General features: G+C 42.3%; 18 protein-coding genes and 1 riboswitch. Of the genes, 1 reads left to right on the top strand and 17 read right to left on the bottom strand.

The features are described 5' to 3' along the window. Positions 1-171: 171 nt before the first annotated feature. From AB4027_RS05370 to AB4027_RS05290, 17 genes are all read right to left on the bottom strand, one after another. Entirely contained in the window at positions 172-1,563 is a 1,392-nt protein-coding gene (locus tag AB4027_RS05370; RefSeq protein ID WP_368646311.1) for an MATE family efflux transporter, read from the bottom strand. 487 nt (positions 1,564-2,050) lie between these two features. Next, entirely contained in the window at positions 2,051-2,599 is a 549-nt protein-coding gene (locus AB4027_RS05365) for a hypothetical protein (RefSeq protein WP_368646310.1), read from the bottom strand. Then, the gene (locus tag AB4027_RS05360; RefSeq protein WP_368646309.1) at positions 2,589-3,134 is read right to left on the bottom strand and encodes a hypothetical protein; all 546 of its coding nucleotides are present in this window, start codon (positions 3,132-3,134) and stop codon (positions 2,589-2,591) included. Before AB4027_RS05360 ends, AB4027_RS05365 begins: the two co-directional genes overlap by 11 nt. Then, positions 3,127-4,221: a type IV pilus biogenesis protein PilM gene (pilM, locus tag AB4027_RS05355; protein WP_368646308.1), complete on the bottom strand. Its 1,095-nt coding sequence runs from the start codon at positions 4,219-4,221 to the stop codon at positions 3,127-3,129. The genes AB4027_RS05360 and pilM overlap by 8 nt, the downstream gene beginning before the upstream one ends. 27 nt (positions 4,222-4,248) lie before the next feature. Next, the gene (locus AB4027_RS05350; protein WP_368646307.1) at positions 4,249-5,004 is read right to left on the bottom strand and encodes an A24 family peptidase; all 756 of its coding nucleotides are present in this window, start codon (positions 5,002-5,004) and stop codon (positions 4,249-4,251) included. 64 nt (positions 5,005-5,068) lie between these two features. Continuing rightward, a complete protein-coding gene (locus AB4027_RS05345; protein ID WP_368646306.1) occupies positions 5,069-5,467 on the bottom strand; it encodes a competence type IV pilus major pilin ComGC in 399 nt (132 codons plus the stop codon). A 206-nt stretch (positions 5,468-5,673) separates the two neighbouring features. Then, positions 5,674-6,876, bottom strand: a complete 1,203-nt coding sequence (locus tag AB4027_RS05340) for a type II secretion system F family protein (protein ID WP_368646305.1) — start codon at positions 6,874-6,876, stop codon at positions 5,674-5,676. Positions 6,877-6,914: 38 nt separating this feature from the next. Continuing rightward, positions 6,915-7,943 (bottom strand): type IV pilus twitching motility protein PilT, encoded by a 1,029-nt coding sequence (locus AB4027_RS05335; RefSeq protein ID WP_368646304.1) that lies wholly within the window; start codon positions 7,941-7,943, stop codon positions 6,915-6,917. Positions 7,944-7,956: 13 nt separating this feature from the next. Beyond that, positions 7,957-9,579, bottom strand: a complete 1,623-nt coding sequence (locus tag AB4027_RS05330; protein WP_368646303.1) for a GspE/PulE family protein — start codon at positions 9,577-9,579, stop codon at positions 7,957-7,959. A 20-nt stretch (positions 9,580-9,599) separates the two neighbouring features. Further along, positions 9,600-11,090 carry a pilus assembly PilX N-terminal domain-containing protein gene (locus AB4027_RS05325; RefSeq protein WP_368646302.1) on the bottom strand — a complete coding sequence of 497 codons (1,491 nt, stop codon included), beginning with the start codon at positions 11,088-11,090 and terminating at the stop codon, positions 9,600-9,602. Positions 11,091-11,095: 5 nt separating this feature from the next. Next, entirely contained in the window at positions 11,096-11,611 is a 516-nt protein-coding gene (locus AB4027_RS05320; protein WP_368646301.1) for a PilW family protein, read from the bottom strand. Further along, the gene (locus AB4027_RS05315; protein WP_368646300.1) at positions 11,544-11,960 is read right to left on the bottom strand and encodes a prepilin-type N-terminal cleavage/methylation domain-containing protein; all 417 of its coding nucleotides are present in this window, start codon (positions 11,958-11,960) and stop codon (positions 11,544-11,546) included. Before AB4027_RS05315 ends, AB4027_RS05320 begins: the two co-directional genes overlap by 68 nt. Positions 11,961-11,963: 3 nt before the next feature. Then, positions 11,964-13,676 carry a GGDEF domain-containing protein gene (locus AB4027_RS05310; protein ID WP_368646299.1) on the bottom strand — a complete coding sequence of 571 codons (1,713 nt, stop codon included), beginning with the start codon at positions 13,674-13,676 and terminating at the stop codon, positions 11,964-11,966. Between the two features lie 209 nt (positions 13,677-13,885). Further along, a complete protein-coding gene (locus tag AB4027_RS05305) occupies positions 13,886-15,469 on the bottom strand; it encodes a putative bifunctional diguanylate cyclase/phosphodiesterase (protein WP_368646298.1) in 1,584 nt (527 codons plus the stop codon). Between the two features lie 516 nt (positions 15,470-15,985). After that, on the bottom strand, positions 15,986-17,458 hold the full coding sequence (locus tag AB4027_RS05300) for a DUF2254 domain-containing protein (RefSeq protein ID WP_368646297.1): 1,473 nt from the start codon (positions 17,456-17,458) through the stop codon (positions 15,986-15,988). Between the two features lie 294 nt (positions 17,459-17,752). After that, positions 17,753-18,895, bottom strand: a complete 1,143-nt coding sequence (locus AB4027_RS05295; protein ID WP_368646296.1) for a DUF5667 domain-containing protein — start codon at positions 18,893-18,895, stop codon at positions 17,753-17,755. Positions 18,896-18,902: 7 nt separating this feature from the next. Further along, positions 18,903-19,433: a hypothetical protein gene (locus AB4027_RS05290; RefSeq protein ID WP_368646295.1), complete on the bottom strand. Its 531-nt coding sequence runs from the start codon at positions 19,431-19,433 to the stop codon at positions 18,903-18,905. 64 nt (positions 19,434-19,497) lie between these two features. After that, a riboswitch (cyclic di-GMP riboswitch) is annotated at positions 19,498-19,581 on the bottom strand. Positions 19,582-20,096: 515 nt separating this feature from the next. On the opposite strand from AB4027_RS05290, the gene AB4027_RS05285 reads away from it, so the two are divergent. Continuing rightward, positions 20,097-20,702: a hypothetical protein gene (locus AB4027_RS05285; RefSeq protein WP_368646294.1), complete on the top strand. Its 606-nt coding sequence runs from the start codon at positions 20,097-20,099 to the stop codon at positions 20,700-20,702. Positions 20,703-20,782 lie beyond the last annotated feature (80 nt).

Below are 20,782 nucleotides of genomic sequence, written 5' to 3'. Positions count from 1 at the left end.
ATGATAGGAAACTTTCCGGCAGCGGCCAGAAAGCAACAGCATTGAAAAATAAACCTATGGAAACAACATTTAATGAAGTTAAATTTTAACCATATCACTCAAAACAATAAAAAAGTCGTGTGAGAAATTTTAGTTACCTTTCTCACACGACTTTTTTAGTTTATTTTTAGTTTATCCGTTGACAGTTTGTTCCTCTTGCTGAGTAAGCAGGGGTTCATCCGGCAGCGGATCGATATAGGTTTGATAGATTACCCGCAGGAAATAGACACATAAGAGCGCTGAAGCCAGTTCAGATACTGGGTAGGACCACCAGATGGCCTCCACTCTTCCTGTCAAAGAGAACAGATAGGCCAGCGGGATCAGAACGACCAGCTGACGGGTGATCGATACATAAAGACCGAACATGCCCCGACCGAACGCCTGGAACACCGTACTCACAATGATGCTGAACCCGGCGAACAGGAAACTCAAACTGATGATGCGCATGGCTGGTATTCCGATTTCAAGCATCTCCGGCGACGCATTGAACATATTCAAGAGCGTGACCGGGAAGAACTGGAACAAGGCCAGGCTCAAAAGCATGATCGCCATCGCATACAGGATACCCAGACGGATCGCTTCTTTGATGCGTTCCTTATTGCGGGCACCGAAGTTGAACGCCACGATTGGGATCATCCCGTTGTTTAGACCGAACACCGGCATAAAGGCGAAACTCTGCAGGCGGAAGTACACACCATAAACCGCAATGGCGGTTGGTGAGAATTTCATCAGAATCTTGTTCAGTGAGAAGATCGTGACAGAAGTTATCGCGATCATAATAGATGACGGCACACCAACCATATAAATACGCTTGATGGTATCCAGATGCGGTCTGAAACTTCGGTACTGAAGCTTGATTTCATCGTTCTTGTAGTAGTTCAAAAGAACACCGATAAGTGCCGCGACCGACTGACCAAGGACCGTCGCAACTGCCGCACCTGTGACTCCCAGAGCCGGAAAACCGAACCAGCCGAAAATAAACAGCGGGTCTAAAATAATATTGATGATGGCGCCTGACCCCTGGATCCACATGGAATACACCGATTTACCGGTCCCCTGCAGGAGCTTCTCAAAAATGACCTGCAAAAAGAGGCCCAGCGAGAAAATCATAATGATACGCAGATACGATTCCCCCTGCGCTAATATTTCCGGATTACTTGTCTGACTTCTGAAAAAGAACGGCACGATCGTCAGCCCAAGGACCAGGATGAACAAATAATGGATGATGGACAAAAAGACCCCGTTGCTGGCGGCACTGTTTGCCTCTTCAAACTGGTTCTCTCCCAGCTTTCTTGAGAGGATCGCGTTCATACCGACACCCGTCCCCACCTGGATCGCGATCATCAGATTCTGGATCGGAAATGCCAGTGTCACGGCGGTCAGGGCATTCTCACTCAGCTGGGCCACGAAAATACTATCGACGATATTATAAAGCGACTGTACGATCATGGACAGCATCATCGGCAGCGACATACTGATCAAAAGCTTATTGACGGGCATGGTTCCCATTTTATTCTGTTTCATTTACAACTTCCTTATCTCTAAGTAATGACTCCACTCCATCCAAACATTAAGGCAGGAAGTCTTACCTTCCTGTCGGACAGAATGCCTTACATTCTTATATTTTTATGTGTTTAGACTGATATATTAGTCCAGCTAAACTCCTATCCATGATACCTGACTTCTTTAGGAAATGCTATAGGTAAAAGTGTGGAATGTGTCATGTTCTGGTTGTTTAGCTTTTATGAAGAACATACTCGCAAGCGTGCAAGTATGAACAGCATTAAAAAGGGCTCTTTTGTGTTTATTTGATACAAGTCGACTGTTTTTTCGCCTTCACTTGTATCGAGAACTTGTTATCGGTACAAGTGATCTATAAATTTATCCTCACTTGTTTCGAATAGCGGGTTGCGGAACAAGTGAAAACAAAATTGAGACCCACTTGTTCCGCAAAACGCAAAAAACAGCGGATTCTCGTATGATGACGAGATCCGCTGTTTGATTTGTAAGATTATTCGGTCGGTTCCATGTAGTAATAAATATTGAAGATAAGTGTCCCGGTGTAATTACTTCCGCCAGATTTTTCATAAGTAAAGGATGTCACGTTCCACACACGTTCTTCGGATACCAGGCGGTCCATGAGTTCTCTAAAATCCGCTGGTGACGTTCCTGTCATGTCCAGCTGATAACTGCTTGAGAAATAAGAATCCCCAGCTTCAGGAACCCCTTGACGGAAGCCGATACGTGAGACTTGCTCGATCTCAACAGATGACTGTCCAGCCAGTTCTTCCAGACGCACGATAGCTTCATTCGCCTGTTCGCCGATCGGCAGGAAAGCGCCGGTCTCTTCGTAAGCCGCTTCATACTCAGCCAGCAGATTTTCATCCGGTGGGTAAACCTCCATCAAGGCTTTCTGGTCATTCACGATGCTTGAAGAACTGTCGGCACTCTCCTGAGCCGGAACGACGAGAATTTGATTCCCGTAATAGAAAATACCGACCAGTATCATGATCAGTGTGAGTAAAATCAGAAAAGACTCCCGTGTCCATTTAATCGTCATCGGAAGACACCACCTCTCGCAAGCGCGTTTCGTTCATGTCGATCGTCAGTTCAAGCAGATACTCTTCATTGTTCTGACTTTCCAGACGCAGATAATTGACTTGACTGACATAGGGAAGGTCTTCCAAACGATTGACCAGTTCGGACCCCTCATTGACCGTCATATTCTCCAGAGTCAGAACGAACTGTGCAGGATTGGTCAGCTGGAAGGACACAACATTCTCTCCTTCATCAGGCACTTGAGCAGCGATCTCTTCTGTTATATAGACCATTGGATAGCGCTGACCGACAAGAGTATCCTGAGTGGAGATCGACTCATTCGTCAGGCGGTCGACCCCCTGCATCTGTCTGGAAAGTAACACGTTCTCGGTCTCCCGTTCGATCCAGGCGACATTCTCGGCTTCTGCTTGGATATAGTTTTCCTGCATCAGATAAAAATAAGTCCCCAGTCCGGCAAGCAGCAGGAAAAAGCCGGTGATCATCAGATACGGCAGCACGTTAACTTTCTTCTTCTCAAAGAAATTAATGTTAATCATTCACGACTGCCTCCTCCTGATTTTCAGGCACATTAACGCCTTCTTCATTTTTCTTTTTCTTTTTCTTGAATTTACTGAATTTCTGAGCTTTTTTCACTTTTTTCGCTTTTTTCGCTTTATCCTTCTTCTTCACGTCTTTAGCTTTCTTTTTAAGTGTTAAACCTAACAGAGCCGCATCAGTAGGTCCGATATCATCCGGCAAGGTTAAAGTGTGGATCGGCAGGGTCAAGCGGTCTATCAGTGCAGCTTTAACATGTTCCAGGTCTGGGTAGTATCCCGATAGAACGATGTGACTGATGCTGCGCTCCCCGTCCATTACGGTATACTGATAGAACTCCAGAAAGCGTTCCAGCATATTGATCTGTTCGTCCATGATGTCTTCCTGGGCCTCCTCAGACCCTTTCCACTCGTACTCCCCTGTTTCAGTAAGTCTCCACATATCAGCCAGACGCTGAGAACGTGTGTGGCGGTTGAACTGCGGGATGTCATCATTAAAGACTGTCATCGAGTAATCGGTTGGGTTCCACTGCAATAGAAGCAAGTGATCATCACTTTCAGTACTGATGCTCTCGTCACCATTTACCAGACGGTACAGACTAAGTGACGAGATGTCTGCGACGACCGGTTTAAGTTTGGCTTTTTCAAGAATCTCCTTCAAGGCAGAAATCTGCTCACTCGGATAAGCTACGAGAAAGACAGTTTGATTGTCTTCGGTCTGATTCGTCAGTTCATAATCGATCTTGGCATCTTCAAACGGCAGACGGATCGATTCATTGATATGTAGATTCAAGTACTCATCGACTTCCGCACGATTCAGCTGTGCCGGAATTTCTTCATTACGGATAGTCACTAAGTCATCCGGCAACATGATCGACACCGGTGCCTTTTTCCATTTCTTCTCTTTGACCAGAACTTCCAGACGTGTTTCAAGCAGCTGCTTGTTCACCACTTTCCCCTCCTGGATGATCGCTGAGTCGAAGACGATCTCATTTTTTTCAAGCAGTGACTTGTTCTGACTGTCCATAACGATGTAACGGATGCTTTTTTCCATGAACTGCATATACAGTGACGGTTTCTTTCCAAGCATTAGCGTTCCTCCAAACATTGATAAATTCTAAATAAAGAATTGACTGTACCAATTTAAGATCAATTCACCGACATAAAAGACCGTGAGTGCCGCCAGCCCGATCGAGGGACCAAATGGTATTTTCGTTTTACGGTTTCCTTTACTGCGTTTGATTGTAATGGCTCCGATAATAGATCCGTAAATGGTAGCTAAAAAGAATAAGAGCAGGAATAAATATGGACCAAATATAAAACCGAATAATGTAAAATATTTTAAATCCCCCATGCCCATCCCACCTTTTGACAGTAAGATGATCAGAAAGAGCAAACCGAAAGCTAAGACAGCTCCTATGATTGAAAAATACCAGGGAGACAGTGGATAAATTAAGCGGTATGTGATAAACAATGGCGCAAAAAACAACAACAGTTTGTTTGGAATGCGCTGATATTCCAGATCAGCTACAGTGACTGGGATAATAAGGGATATCACCAGTAAGCCTAAAACGGTCTGATGTCCCCATCCGTAATGGAAATATGTAAAAGCGAATAGTATTCCCGTTGCTAGTTCCATTATGGGATATAATGGTGAAATAGTTTCGTGACATGTCGCGCACTTGCCTTTTTGCCTGAGGAATGAAAATACTGGAATTAATTCTTTCCAATTTAACGTACGATTGCATGTATCGCAATAGGATCGTTCCTGCTTGAATAAGGTTCCGTTTGGTACTCGTAGTCCCACAACATTGAAAAAAGAACCAAAAACGAGACCGTATAATAAGGTAAAGGCTAAAATAAGTATATTCATAATAAGCTCCTATGTATGAAGAAAGACCCCCGGAGGAGTCTTTCTTCGAATTATATGTTTGTAATTAGGGTGTTCTTCCGCTATAAACATACTTGAATCCACTAGTACTATCATCAGCGACAATTCTTTCTTTAGTTACTGTGCCATCTGTAGCTGTTGGATTCTCAGTGTCTTCTTCTCTTAAATCAAGAAAACCTTTTTCAATCAATTCGGAAACGGCAACAGATGGAGTGCCACCTTCAGTAGTTGCTTTCATACCTACTTCTATATCATATAGTCTACCAGCATCTTCAATCAAAGCCCATTCTGCTTCACTCGAGCTTTTTTCCGCATTACTAATAACATTACCAATAGATGGAATAGCAATAGCTACAATAACACCCAAAATAACAATAACCGCCAAGAGCTCGACGAGTGTGAACCCTTCTTCTTTTTGCATCATCTGCTTGATCTTGTTTCTCATCTTTTTTCCTCCTTATAATTTTTTTATTCAACACTACGACAAATATACATACGTATACTAGTATGCAGGATTGAATAAATTTACATTGTGATGGTACAAGATTAGCAAATGGTTGAATTATGTATGATTGACTAACCTTGTATACGCATAATTATAAATGAAGTCGCTTTACTTTACAACTGAAATCACGAAGATTTGTATAATTTTTAAAAGGCTTCAAATAGGCTGAACATCGGTATGACGATCGACATAACGATAAACCCAACAATACCTGCCAGCAGTATGATCATGACCGGTTCGATCAAGGACTGCAGCTTATCCGAGGCTTCTTCTACTTCCTGGTCATAGATATCGGCGACCCGCTTCAGCATTTCATCCAGTGCCCCACTCGATTCACCGACGCGGATCATTTGAATGATAAGAGGAGGAAATACCCAGTGCCCTTCCATTGGTTTGGCCAATGACTCTCCTTTTTCCAGTGCTTTACCTGATTCTTCAAGCACTTCTTTTACGACCCGATTACTGACCACATTACTTGTCACTTCCAGAGCTTCAAGGATCGGTACAGAACTGTTGATCAGCGAACTCAACGTCTGAGTCATTCGTGCCAGGACAGCTTTTTGAATAAAGTTGCCAATGATCGGTATCTTCAGTGAGAGCTGATCCAGATAGTAAGCTGTTTTCTCGTATTTTTTGAACTGATTAAATGCGATGATCAGCAGGATAATAGGAATGATGAACAGCCACCAGAACTGCTGGACAAACTCACTGAAACTCAAAACAACTTTAGTAATCAACGGTAATTCTTCTCCAAAGGATGTAAACATGTCGCCAAAAATCGGTACGATGAATACCAACAGGAAAATCGTAATGATCATGGCGAAGGATGCAATAACGACTGGATAGGTTAAAGCCGTGGAAACTTTCTGTTTGATCCGGAATTGTTTCTCATAATAAGTCGCCATCCGGTCTAGGACTTCTTCCAGCTGTCCACTGACTTCACCGGTATTAATCATCTGAACAAGCAGTTCCGGAAAGAGTTTCGGGTACTGTTCCATCGCAACGGATAGAGACACTCCTTCTTTTACTTCAGAAGCAACCTGTTCTAAAGCTTCCTTGAGCGGTTTACTGTCTGTCTGATCGGCCAGCAAGTCGATCGACTCGACGAGCAGTAAGCCGGCTTTCATTAATGTGGAAAACTGTCTCAAAAACAACACAAAATCTTTCTGCTTTAAGGGACTGCCGATATAAATGTCTTTATATAGAAATGAATTCAGCGGTTCAACGTTATAGACGATGAGGTTCATCTGTGACAGTTCGTTGAGTGCCGAGCGTTTGGTGATGCTTTCCAGTTTCCCTTTTATGATTTTTCCGTCTTGGGTCTTAGCTTTATATGCATAAGTAGCCACGCGCTTCCTCCTTCACTTTTTATTTCATATCACGTATCTTATTTGTCAAAATAGGCTTTCATTTCCAGCTGACTGATTTTGCCTTCTTGAATCAGGCGCTTCATGCTCATTTCCATCGTATGCATCCCCTGATCTTTAGCTGTCTGCAAGACGTTTGGAATCTGATGCATTTTTTCGCTTCGGATCAGGTTTTTGATGGCTGAGTTATTTACTAAGAGTTCAGTCGCTGCCACACGGCCCTGCTGATCAAGAGTCGGGAATAAACGCTGAGACATGACACCGATCAATACGCTGGCTAGGATCGTTCGTATCTGGTCTTTCTGTTCTGCCGGAAAGACATCGATGATACGATCGATCGTTCCTGTGGTGTCTTGTGTATGTAACGTTCCCATGACCAGGTGTCCCGTTTCGGCAGCTGTAATGGCTGTCTGGATTGTATCCATGTCACGCAATTCACCGACTAGAATGACATCCGGGTCCTGTCGCAGGCTTGCTCTTAAACCATCTTTAAATGAACGGGTATCAAAGCCTATTTCCCGCTGGTCGATCACGGACTTATTGTGGGAGTGCAGATACTCGATAGGATCTTCCAGGGTAATGATATGTCTGTTCATTTCCATGTTCATATAGTTGATCATCGAGGCCAGTGACGTACTTTTACCACTACCAGTCGGACCTGTAACAAGTAATAGGCCGTAAGGTTTTCCAACCAGCTCTTTTAGTTTTTGCGGAATCTTCAGCTGGTCGATCGTCGGGATGTCTCTCGCAATGACACGAAAAGCCATGGCTACAGCTCCGCGTTGGTAATATATATTAACCCTGAAACGTGAGAGTCCGGATATCCCATAAGAAAGATCCACTTCTCTTTCTTTCTGAAACTTCTCCCAGACTTGATCAGAAAGAATCGAACGAGCCATTTCTTCAGTATCATCCGGCATCAGTTTTTCCGATTTTTCCATCGTCAGTTTCCCGTTTATCCGAAATACGGGTGGAACCCCCGCTGTAAAATGGATATCCGAGGCATCTTTATAAAATGCTGTGGTCAGTATCTTGTTTAGTCGTTCCATTTCATCCACCTTTCTATTCATTGACGGAGGCGACACGGAGCACTTCATCCAGTGTCGTCTGTCCTTTTCTGATTTTATTCAACCCGTCATCGATCAGGAAGCGGATGCCGTTATCTTTGACGTACTTTTTGATATCTTGAATCGACGCCTGGTTCATCAGCATATGCTTAATGTTCTCGTCGATCACGATCAGTTCATGGATCGCCATACGCCCTCTGTATCCCGTATTGCGGCAGCGGTCACAGCCGGCACCGATCGTCACTTCTTCGATGGATTGGCCGCGTCTCTTGAAGACCTCTTTTTCGACAGGGGTTGCTTCCCGTGTATAGGCACAATCCTTGCATACCCGTTTGACCAGCCGCTGAGCCATGATGCCACTCAAAGATGATACGACCAGATACGGCTCCACCCCCATGTCAAACAGACGAGGAATGGCTTCTATCGCACTATTCGTATGCAGAGTACTGAATACCAGGTGACCGGTCAGAGACGCTCGTATGCTGATTTCAGCCGTTTCAGTATCACGGATCTCACCGACCATGATGATGTTCGGGTCCTGACGCAGGATCGAACGCAGGCCGGCCGCAAAGGTCAAACCGATCGGCGCATTGACCTGGACCTGGTTGATGCCTTCCAGCTGATACTCGACCGGGTCTTCGACCGTGATGATGTTTTCTTCCGGACTGTTCAGTTCATTGATCGAGCCGTATAGTGTCGAGGATTTACCAGACCCCGTTGGTCCAGTGATCAAAATCAGTCCAGAGGGCTGCTTGATCAGGCTCTCAAAGTCTTTTAATGTATCTTCTTCTAGACCGATGTCCGCTACCTTTTTAAAGACATTGGACATATCCAGGATACGAATGACGATCTTCTCGCCGTACACTGTCGGTAGTGTGGAAACACGCAGGTTGATTCGTTTGTCTAGTACATCTATGCTGATTCGTCCATCCTGAGGCAGACGTGTTTCTGTGATGTTCAATCCGGCAATGATTTTGATGCGCGCCACCAGTGAATTCATGATGGATTTGGGCAGTGTCCGGTCATTCCTTAACACACCGTCGACACGGTACCTGACAGAAACCGAATGCTCTCCCTGATCCAAGTGGATATCCGACGCATGCATGGCCACACCGGTTTCAAGCAGCTGGTCAAAAATACGGACAGCCGGTGCATCTTCGCCTTGAATATCCTCGTCAGACAGTTCATTGTTGTCATACAAACGGTTAATGGTCTGCAGGATGTCATCCTTAGTCGAAATGACCGGCTGAACCGTATAGCCCGTCGATAATTCAATGTCTTCGATTGCATAAAAATCAAGTGGGTCATGCATCGCGACGATCAATGTATCATTATCCTTGTTTATAGGTAAAAGCAGATTCGAACGGGCAAAGTCTTTCGTCACTAAATGAATGAGAGACACATCGATGTCGTATTTAAACAGCGACACACTCTCAAGTTTCAGCTGGATCTCCAGAATATCGATCAGCTGTTTTTCAGTGATATAACCCTGATCGACTAGTGCATGCCCCAATTTCTGGTCGTTTTTCTTATAACTCTGGACTTCTAAAATCTGCTGTTCAGTCACAAGGTTTGCTTCTTTTAAAAGATCACCTATTTTTTTCTTTTTGTTCTGCATCACATCCACCTCCTTACATTTTAGTTCTCTATTCCAGGGTCTGATATGATAAGTTCACCTTCAGATGTTCCACCACCATCACCAGTCCCGTCTGATTCTTCTCCCGTACCATCACCCGAGCCACTACCTGTGCCGTCTCCAGTTCCATCACTATCAGGGTCAGGAAGATGCAAAGGAAAATTTTTCAAATAGTAATCATCGTATTCTAAAATTAGATTGTTTTTTAAAACAATATCATTTCCAACCATTATTCCTTTTATACTATTCTTGGAACTCTTATTATCATAAGTAACAGTAGCATATGGAGCAATAAATAATGTGTTTAGTGTTCCACCGCCCATTGAAACCTCATCGCCTCCAGTAATAAATAATCCAGTAAGTGTTAGAGTATTGCCGAAATCAATGTTTGCCTGTTTAGCAAACAAAGTTCCGTTAAAAATTGCGCTATTTCCCATGGTAACTGTTTGAATGCCCTTATAAAAGACTTGTAACTGTTCAGCATTCCCATCTGCATTAACAGATAAACTATTAGCTAGGTTTATTCCATTATTCACATATATATCAACCCGACCGTCTCCTTTTATACTTATATTAGAGGTCAGATTATCCACAATATATACTTTGTTTTTACCTTCTGTGTCAATGATCCCATCTGCTGGGAGCTCGTTTGCTACTGTAGGATAGTTGGGGAAATCTTTAATCATTTGATCATATACATCCCAATCTAAAGGAGTATCTCTATTTAAAACATCAATGTTATATGTCTTGTCATTTTTTGTGTTCAAAACGTCACTTATTACTGCATCTGGGTGAACATATACTTTCAAATTATCTACTTCACCTGTATCAGGGTTGACTAAACCTGCTTCGACATCGTCGTTTATTATCAATGAACCACTTTTAGAAGAGTCTAGATGGAGAGTACCGCTGATCTTGACATTATTTTCTATTAAAATACTATTCTTTGCTACTGTTGTAGTAATAGGTGGTATTGCTGATCCAGGTCCAGTATTTCCTTTCGCTATCCAAGTTACTTTAACATTTTTTTCAACAGTCCTTGTTCGCTGACCTATTTTACCAACAGATACTATCTTATAGTCTTTTGAATCACCGTTATCCATTATCTCTATCGCAATCGTGGCTTCAGGTTGTTCGCCAAATTGTGGTTCGAAAAAGCCATCACTATAGGTTTTCCCTTGAATTTTATTAGTACTTTCACTATTAAATAATTGATATTCAGCAGCTTCATAAAAACTAGTTTCGTTTGAATTGTTTTTATATGTATCATTTATAATAGTCTGCAGCTCATCATATGCCATATTTGCCCCAGCTTCTGCAATATAATAAGCAGAATTGTCATCCCGATTCACATCACCCAGTTTATAACTTCCGATCGTAATAGTCCCCAACGCTACTCCTAAAATTGAAAAAACCATTAGAGTCATTAAAGCTAAAACCAACCCACTGCCTTCGTCATTTTTTATCAGTTCAACAAATTTTTTAACTGTCATGGTGGTTACCTCCTGAAGTAGATGGTCGTCTGATATTTATTCGACTGATTCTGCTGGTTGCCTGTACTGGACAATATAATTGTGAGACTTTCTTTTTCAGCATCTTTCATATTGATGACAAATTCTGCATTGCTTACTCTACTGGACAGTACTTCGGAACCTTTTTTTAAATCGGTCCCCACGTGGGTGAACAATGCTGCATCGTTTATTAAAATCTGATTACTTGTTTCGTTAAGACTTACAGTGGCAGCCTCCTGCTTTCTTAAATCTCTTGACATGACAGACAAAGCATAAGTCAAGTCATTCGCCTGACTCGCTGATTCTGTCTGGTTCACGAATTGACGCTGACCGAAAATATGAACCGATCCGACGAGTAAAATAACGACTGACAAAATGGCCAGGGAGGCCAATAATTCAACTAAGGTGATGCCATCATCTTTCTTCCATATCATTCTAAGGGGTACTTTGTGCTTCGGTTTCTGTACTTGTAGCAAATGATAATCGCGTTTCCATTTGAGCACGTTTATTACCTCCTTCATAAACAATAACAATGACTTGATGTAAAGAAGAATTAGTGCTTTCAATAAATGATGGTTCAATCGTAAACCCTGCCTGAGTTAAGTCTAATTCAGCTTCTGTAGCCGCAACAGTATATCCCTCACTTGAGAAATGTGTGATTTCTTCCATTACTCCCTGTGCTACAAACGTCGCTTCATTGACTTCATTCGTCATTTTATTGGTATTGGCTGACTGGATGAAGAAGGCTAAAAATGAAGTGACGATGATGGATAGAATAGCTATGGCTGCCAGGAGTTCGACAAGCGTGGTGCCTTCTTCGTCGTGTCTGATTTTCAGTAGGCTGTTTTTCATGGTTTAACTTCCTTTATGTGCCATCGTCACCTTGTTACGACCTTTTTGTTTCGACCCCATATACATGGCACGGTCGGCCAAGGTAATCAGTTCGTTAACATCGCTGCAGTCTTCTGGGTATGACGCCACGCCCATACTTGCTGTCACTGAAACCTGCGCCGGTTCATCCGTCATGATAGATCGTCTGACTTCATAGACCGTCTGTTCGATTTCATCGCGAATATCCTCCGCCAGTTCATACGCTTTTTGCTTGTTCACTCCAGACAGTAAGATAATGAATTCCTCTCCACCATATCTGGCGATATAGACACCTTTTTTAATTTGTTTTTTCAAAATGTCAGCAACCTGTTTCAGGACATCGTTACCGGACTGGTGACCATGGGTATCATTCATTAATTTAAAGTGATCCAGATCCATTACGATCAGCGATACTGGTCCATCGCTGTTTTTCCTTGCTACGTGCTCGAAGTTTTTGGAGAACCCTTTCAGATTCGACAGTTCAGTCAGATAATCTGTTTCGTTTGATTCTTCCAGCTGTTCATAATGATAAGCATTTTCCAGTGCGATGGAAAAGTACTGATGGAAACCTTCCACGAGTGAGATCATCATGTCATCATACATCGATCGGGTCTGGTGCGTCAGAAGGATCACGCCACGCGTATGTTCTCTTATTTTCACAGGTAAGACCATAGCGCTCTCAGCTGAATAAGAAATATCCTGTCGGCAGTACTTTTTCCAGTCGCCTGAATTAGCGTAAGCGAGGATCGATTCCGACGTGGCAGCTTTATATAATATGGACTCTTTTCCAATTTTGAATACTTCATTTTGGCTGTCCATTCGGCCCTCTTTGGTATAGATACTTTCTCTGACCATCCTGTCAGGTTCTTTTATCGAAAAGTAAGACAGATTGTCTGCCGGGAAAATATGTATCAGTGATTCTAAAAATGCTTCCAGGACATTCTGGCTGTTCTTTTCGGCATTCAGTTCATGAGAATAAGCATTGACACGTCGCAGATAGACATTGTTGCTTTTGCTTTTGTAATAGAAGTTCGTCCCTACAGTGACTGTGAGGAATGGGAAAGCACCGATAATGATACCGGCTGTCCCAAGCGTCCGATATAAATAGATAAGGACAAACGTTAATGGAACGACGAACAGGCTCGTATAGAACTGGAACGTCAGGTTTTCATCAAAAAACCGCGTTTTTTTACGGTTGTAGAAGTATTTATCGATGACGAACATCGCCAGCTGATTTGCAATTAAATGAACAAGCATATAAACAGCTAAAGCAAAGATGCCGAACGGTTCATTGAAAAGTAAATACAGGAATCGATAGGTCAAGAAATAAGCGCCGGCAGATACAGCCGACAAAAAGTAAAACATAAGTAAATTCAAAGGATAACGGTAATGACGGTCCGGTCCGATATTCGCTTTCATCATCAGTACAATGAGAGCCACAGATGACAGGATGATTTCCGGGACAAACCCGAAAATGACTAAGGTAGCCAAGGAGATCCCGGGCGTCAGCACAAGAATAGAATCCTCAGTTTTGATCGGGAACAAGCCGACGAGTATGCCCAGCAGCAAAAACAAACCATAATCCACTGAAAGGAACGGTTCTCCGTGAACCTGTGTATAATAAGCTGAATATTTAAGTAATATACCGACAGGAATGTACATCAGCCAGATCAATTGTTTTTTAAATGTACTGACCATTTTTATAACCTCTTTTTATACATCTAGATTTTAATTATACAATACACTAAGTTTATCTTTATACATATTAATAGTCAATCATCTTTAATTGGAAATAGATAAATTGATATTCACGAATAGGCATGAGTCGTGAAAAGACTTTGTAAAACGGTTACAATCAACTCAGTTTAAAGACGTCCTGCATGATTCAGGAAGAAAACCATGAAGAGTCAGGCCCCTTCATGGTTAGTCTCTAAAACGATCGAAATCATGTCTTCCGAAGACAGCGGTTTGCTGTAATAATAACCCTGGCCGTACTCACAGTCGTTCTCCAGCAGAAAATCTGACTGTTCGGCTGTTTCGATACCTTCAGCTACTATTTCAAAGTCCAGACTCTTGCCCATTTGAATCATCGTTTTCACAAGAGCCGTCGTTTTATCCTGCTTTGTCACATGGTCAATGAAAGATTTATCGATCTTTACCATATCGATGAACATATTGTTCAGTACACTAAGTGAAGAATAACCGGTCCCGAAATCATCGATCGCCACGCGGATGTTATTGGTATGCATCTCTCTGATCACCGCTTCTGCGTATTCCAGATTCTGCATCACGCTTTCTGTGATCTCGACAATGAAATATTTGGCATCCAGTTCAAAAAGATCCAGAACGTTCTTTATGCGGCGGACGAGATACCGGTCTTCGAACTGAAGAGCCGACACATTGACTGCGATACTGATCTCTATCCCTTGTCTGTGCCATTCTTTCGTCTGACGGATAGCTTCATAAATGACCCAGTAGCCTATCTCATTGATCAGACCGGATTCTTCTGCGATCGGAATGAATTCTCCGGGTGACACAAGTCCCAGATCAGGATGACGCCATCTCAATAAAGCTTCTGCATCCTGGATTTTCCCCGTTTCCAACACCACTTTTGGCTGATAAACGAGAAAAAGTTCATTGTTGACCAGTGCTTCTTTCAGACCGAACTCGATCCGGCGTTTGCGTTCAGTGTGTACCGCGTCCTCAGGAAGAAAAATATGATAGTTATTTTTTCCCGCTTTTTTCACTTTAAACATTGCGATTTCCGCCTGTAGAAGCAGAGTCTCTATATCGTTACTCGTCTGCGGATAATGACTGATTCCCACACTGGCCGTGACATAAAAGGTCAGCTGATTGATCTTGAATGGTTCAGCGATGACATCGATAATATCCCGTCCGGTTTGTCGGCAGTGGGAATGACACGTATCATCTACAAAAACGTAAAGTTCATCTTCCCCTTCCCGGAAGATGAGAGCATTCTGTCCCAGTAGCGTATGGAGTCGTTCGACCACTCCCAAGAGCACCTTATCCCCGACTTTTCTCCCATACAGTTCATTGATGGAATGGAACCGGTCGATATCGATGTGATAGATTGCTTTTTCACTGATTTCGGATTTTACCAATGCCACTTGGAATTCTTCGATGAGTTTCATTCGATTAGGCAGTTGTGTCAGCGCATCAAAATAAGACAACTCATAGATTTTTTCGTCACTCTTTTTTATCCGTTTGATCAAACTGCTCTTTTTTTCTGTTAAGTATTTCCAGTTCGTTTTCAATGACTGACCCCATTTAAATAAATGATTAGTTGTCTTATCGGAAGATACATTTGAAAAGTCGTTAGTAGGATCAATAATGGAGTAGATGTAAGAAGGCTGACCCACTTTTTCACTGATCAGGTACAGTAAAAATATGAATAAACACACAGAAGTTAAGGTAGTACCAATCAGTGTGTAGAGGGTCGTGAAAATGTGTGAGAAATATGTATAATGCATCTAGAACAGCCCTCCTTAGATCGATTTGTTGCAGTTAACCGTCATGCACATGAATAATTTATTGTCTTATCAGGTTTAGTTTAACATATATCAGTTCTTTGCAGACTTATTTTTATAGATTTACTGAATAAAATCAAGAATGAACAGTTTAATTTGTTAGACTTTTTTCACATCTCAGATGGTCCCCTCACATATACTATTGCTTTTTTATTTAAAAACTCACGTAAAAAAGCAGAGTATGACAAAAAACGTTTAGCCCCGTAACTTCTAACGCATACCGTATCCGATAACTGCTGAATCAGTAACGGATACGGCAACTGGAGCGAATAAGCGCAAAATAATCGCAGATTACCGAGCATTGCACTCTGGGCTGTGCCCAAGTGTATCATATCTGTAAACGGCTAAAGCCATAACAGCTGTGACAAAGCGGACGGCGGGGCTGTTTTTTGGAGCACGCTTATAATAAATAATTCGGAGACGACAAAGAGGCTGGGACATTTGTCCTAGCCTCTGTCTTTAATCTTTATCTTCATTTTCGATTTGCTCTTCAGTGATCTCTTCCGGTTTATCATCTTCTGCTTCTTCTTTTTTTTCTTCAAACTCAGACTCTTTTTTCTTTAGGATCGTTTTGATGCGTTCATAATTATTTTCGATGATATTCTGATCAAAGGGCTGCTCAAAGTTACTGGAAGTCATATTATATAAATAATCATTGTACTCTTTCACAAACCCAAGATTATCTTCATGAGTCGAATAGGCAATCGTCTCGATCGCTTCAAAGAGTGCATTCACTCCTGAAATATCCTGCTGCATGTAAAAGACAAGCTGCCAGTAACCTGTGTGCAGATCTTCCGCAAAATCATTGTAACGATAAAACACACTGTTGGTGTATTCATTTTCTGACTTCTCTTTGTTAGCAGGTGTGTATTTTTCTTCTTCGATCTCTTCCAGTCTGACTTCATTTTCTCCCTCTTCTTCATCATTATGGAAAATAACATATTTCCCAGGCAGTCCAGCCAGTCGTTTTTCTAAAAGAGATTTATATTTCAGAATATGAATCGCAGTATTCGGGTCATTGATCCCCGGTGACACAGCTCTCAGTGCCACTTCAGTCAGTTTTGTCCGGGCAAAATCCGGATCATACATAGATGATTTCTCTGATTCATAGCTGAAACTGTCATTCACACGTTTGGTGATCGCGTCCATGTCTTCTTCCAGTTTCTGATTTGTTTTCAATTCCATTACCGGCTGACCTTTCGTGACGAAGTGCCCGACGCGAATTGACACAATGACATTCGATTCAGTCTCGTCTGCAATGGCTTTTAAAGTATCAAATGAAATATGTTCGATATAGGCACTTTTCGTTGCCTGAACTTCATAGGTATACATAAAGGACATGTCAGGCAGATGTTTCAGTGTCGGATAATCTTTGAAGCGCTGGATATAATTATCAAACACATCTGAAGCTTCTTTATACAGACGATGAATCAGTTTTTCGAGCTGGACATATTCAGAACTCGTATAGATAAAGCGAGTGAAGGAAATAACAGCTCCAAATGCGTAGACTAAGGCGACTGTTGCAGAGACGACCAGAAATTCGTCTTCAGAACTCCTCATGAAAAATAGGGACGCCAGAGAGTAAATGAATCCGCCTAAAAAGATACCCAGAGTCTGCATCGATGTTCGGTTAAGTAAAAAGTTTTCAGTTGCCCGTGGACTGAAATTTGATGTATATAAGGTAATGATCGTCAGCATCGTTGAAAATGTAAAGGTGGCGACAGTGAGCAGCGAACCTGCGAGCAGACTAAGTATTGCTCTGGCCAGGTCTACACTAGTGAGTGCCCAGTTAGGAACATAATCCACTGCTGCAATGATCCGCGTGTCCAGTAAGATAACGAGAACAGCTAACAGGAATGAGAACAAAATACTCCCGCCTAATGATATCCAGATCCGTTTTTCTTCAAAACTCAAATTCCATTTTTCCGTCATATCTATTCCTCCGACTAAAGGATAACCTATCCTTTTGCGTATGTAGTGTATTTTTAGTTTAACATACGACCGCCGCTTCTACCGATTGTTTTGATTAGCAACTATTATCTTTTTAAAGTAACACAGGCTGACTGACTGGTTTGTTAATGACTCAAGATTACGTGTTTCAGGTAGTCAATATTTTAAATGTCACCTGATGAGCCGGATCAGTAAAAAAATAAAAAAGCCGAGACACCAGATTCGATGTATCGGCCTTTATATAATATAGCATTTTAATCACTATGAACAGACGACTTAATTGCCTTTACCTTTATTTCTCTTTTTACCTTTTGGTTCGTCGTCGTCATCTTTTTCATCTTCGTCTTCTTCTTCTAAATCATCGTCATCATCGTCTTCTTGTTCTTCACGTTCTTCTTCCGCACGTTCTTCAGCTGCTTCTCGTGCTTCTTCTTCACGCTCCAATGCCTCTTCGCGTTCCTCTTCGGCACGTTCTTCGGCTTCTTCACGCTCGTCTTCTTCCTGTTCACGTGCTTTTTCCAGGGCTTTCTGTGCTTTTTCCTCTTCTTTTTCTAAACGTTTTTCTGCTTTTTCTTTCGCTTTTGTTTCACGTTCTAAAGCCTTTTCTCTAGCTTTTTCTGCACGTTCTTCAGCTTTTTCCTGCTGCTTCTCTGTGCGTTCATCGGACTCTTCTTCTGGTGCTACTGTTTCAGCCGCCACAGCTTCCACATCGTCATCCAACTCTTCATCTAACTCTGCACTGTCGCTCGATTCAACTGTTTCAGCACTGGCTTTACGATTGTTTCTGATTTCTTTTCTCAGTGCTTTTGCCTCTGCTCTATTTTTCTCAGCTTCAGCTTTGAATCGTGTATTGATCTCTTTCATTTCACTTTCAAACTCTTCTTCAGTCAGTTCTCCAGCGGCCAGTCTGTTTTCCAGAACCAATCGTTCTTCCGCGCGCTGCAGAATGATTTGAGCGTGTTTCATTGCTTTAGCAATACCGATTTTAGCTGCTTCAGGTAGATCTTCACGTTCCAGAAGGGTCTGCATTCTAGCCGTACGTTCGGCAACACTTTCTGCCAGGGTCTTTTCAACTTCTTCTACCGATTCATCTTCAGTTTCAATGGCTTCATCCAAATCTGTTTCAGCCTGATCAGCGCTTTCGTTGGCTTCTTCCAAAAGCTCTTCCGCTTTTTCTTCGTCACCGGTTTCCAGGGCCAGTTCCGATTCTTCCAAACGCTCATTGGCATACTGATCCTGTAGAAGTGCTTTTTCTCCTGCAGTTTCAGTGAGTTCGTACTCGATCTCTTCCATTACTCGTGTGGTCTCATACAATTCTGAATCAGGACTGACGACTTCCTCTGCTTCTGCAGCCAGTACGTGGCCTCCGCTTACGATCAATCCTGTTCCTAATACTAAGCCAGCAATTCTTTTCTTCATCTGATCACTACTCCTTCTCATTGAAATGAATGTTATTCAAAAGACTTTCAACCTTGGGCTGGTTATCTTCAAATTCAGATGTCTGTGACATAAAGGTGATTATGTAGTTTTTCAACTCATCCTGCTCTTTGAAATAGACATCTGTTCTGACTGCGTTTTTCAGTTTTGACTTGTAGGACAAAAAGTCGTCGGATTCTGAAAGAACAGTCACGTTACCAGCTCCTTTGATCAGTTCCTTTTTTATATCTTCAAAGGTGTTGCTTGCTGAGACGGAAGACACCAGTGCGGTCAGCGTATCGTCATTCAACACAACATTTAAATTATCTGTTTCCTTTTCTGATTCCAGCTGCCAGTCCATATTTTCTGAGATGGCTAACTGGTAGTCCTCATTCTCATAAAGGTAAGATACCTTAACTACCGAACTGGTTTCTGACTGACTGCTTTCTATTTTCGTGTCCGCAAGGGGTTCCTCATTACATCCAGCTAAGAACAGAGCCGATGTTAACAGGATCGGTATTAGACTCTTCTTCAAAGACATAATCTGTGTTCACCTCCTTCTAATAAAAAAGCACACTCCCGTCTACAAGGAAGTGCACTCGTATAACGGCAACTGGCAGGCGTAGACAGTGTCCTTAGCCCCTATAGCTTTGCGTCCCGACTTTTCAGAAGGTTTGCCTTTTTCAGTTAGTGTATCTTTTCGATTTATGTAATAGGTTATTCTTTGTGCAGATATGAATAGGTATGAGTAAAAATACATTTCTTCATAATTTATTCATACTTTTATCTTAACAGATTTTCATGAATCGGCAAACATTTTTTCGTAAACTCTTACATTTTTTTATTAAGGAATGAACCTTTTACAGGAGCACTGCGCAATCATGTCTTAAATGAATCTATGATTGATGTTTATGCATGTATGCAATTCCGGGAACAGACCCGATCAAATGAGTGCCTTCTTAGAATCCTCCTTTAAAAGCTCTGTACAAAACGTTCCTATCTGGTATATAATCAGTTTCATGGCCACTCGTTGTATGCTGTTCATAGCATCAAAGATACCCTGACCATTGAGAGACCTTTATCCCCTTCTTACCGCATCGTTCAATACAGAAAAGGCCCCCTCAAAAGAGAAGTCACGGCTTACCATTCAGCTGATGACCTGAAAGTTTAAAATAAAAGTTAATGCAATTGAGAGGGAATCACTATGCCTATCGTTTATCTTATAGAAACTAAAAATCATACTGTGCTAAGTCACGGTATCCGTATGTTCAGCAAATATCCGTTTAATCACTTATCCATTTCTCTGGATGCCACTTTATCCGAAGTCTACAGTTTTGGCAGGCAGCAACCTTTGAATCCACTTATGGCCGGCTTTGCTAAGGAAGACTTCAGTCATCCGTTTTACAAAGACTCCTTTGGCCGCGTCTATGCTTTGACTGTCAGCGAAGAGGAATGGATTACTATACAGATGGAGCTGCATACGTTTGAATCGGACGCTTTGGACTGGCATTACAATCTTCTTGGTCTGGTGCCTGCATATTTTCATTATTCGTGGGATCGGCCCGACCATTTCTTCTGTTCAGAATTCATTGCCACGCTTTTGCAGACGGCAGGCATCCTATCACCTGATTGTCGTCCGAGTCTAATGCATCCCAAAGATGTGATCGCAGCCGTTTATCCGACCTGTGTGTATGACGGCAAACTCCAGCAGTACCCTGAACTGGTCCACCCCTTTCTGTCCCATACATACCCGGACAGCCGGCGTTATCTCAAACCGATCCGCTATGTTTACCGGCAGCTGAACCCTTAACTGAAAAATCTTATTTCATAAAAAAAGTCGACACCCTGCTCAGATGAGTGGGAATCGACTTTTTGTTTTTATTATTATTG

The organism is Alkalibacterium putridalgicola (assembly GCF_040959045.1).
GTDB classification, from domain to species: Bacteria; Bacillota; Bacilli; order Lactobacillales; family Carnobacteriaceae_A; genus Alkalibacterium; species Alkalibacterium putridalgicola.
This window is presented reverse-complemented; position numbering and strand designations above follow the sequence as displayed.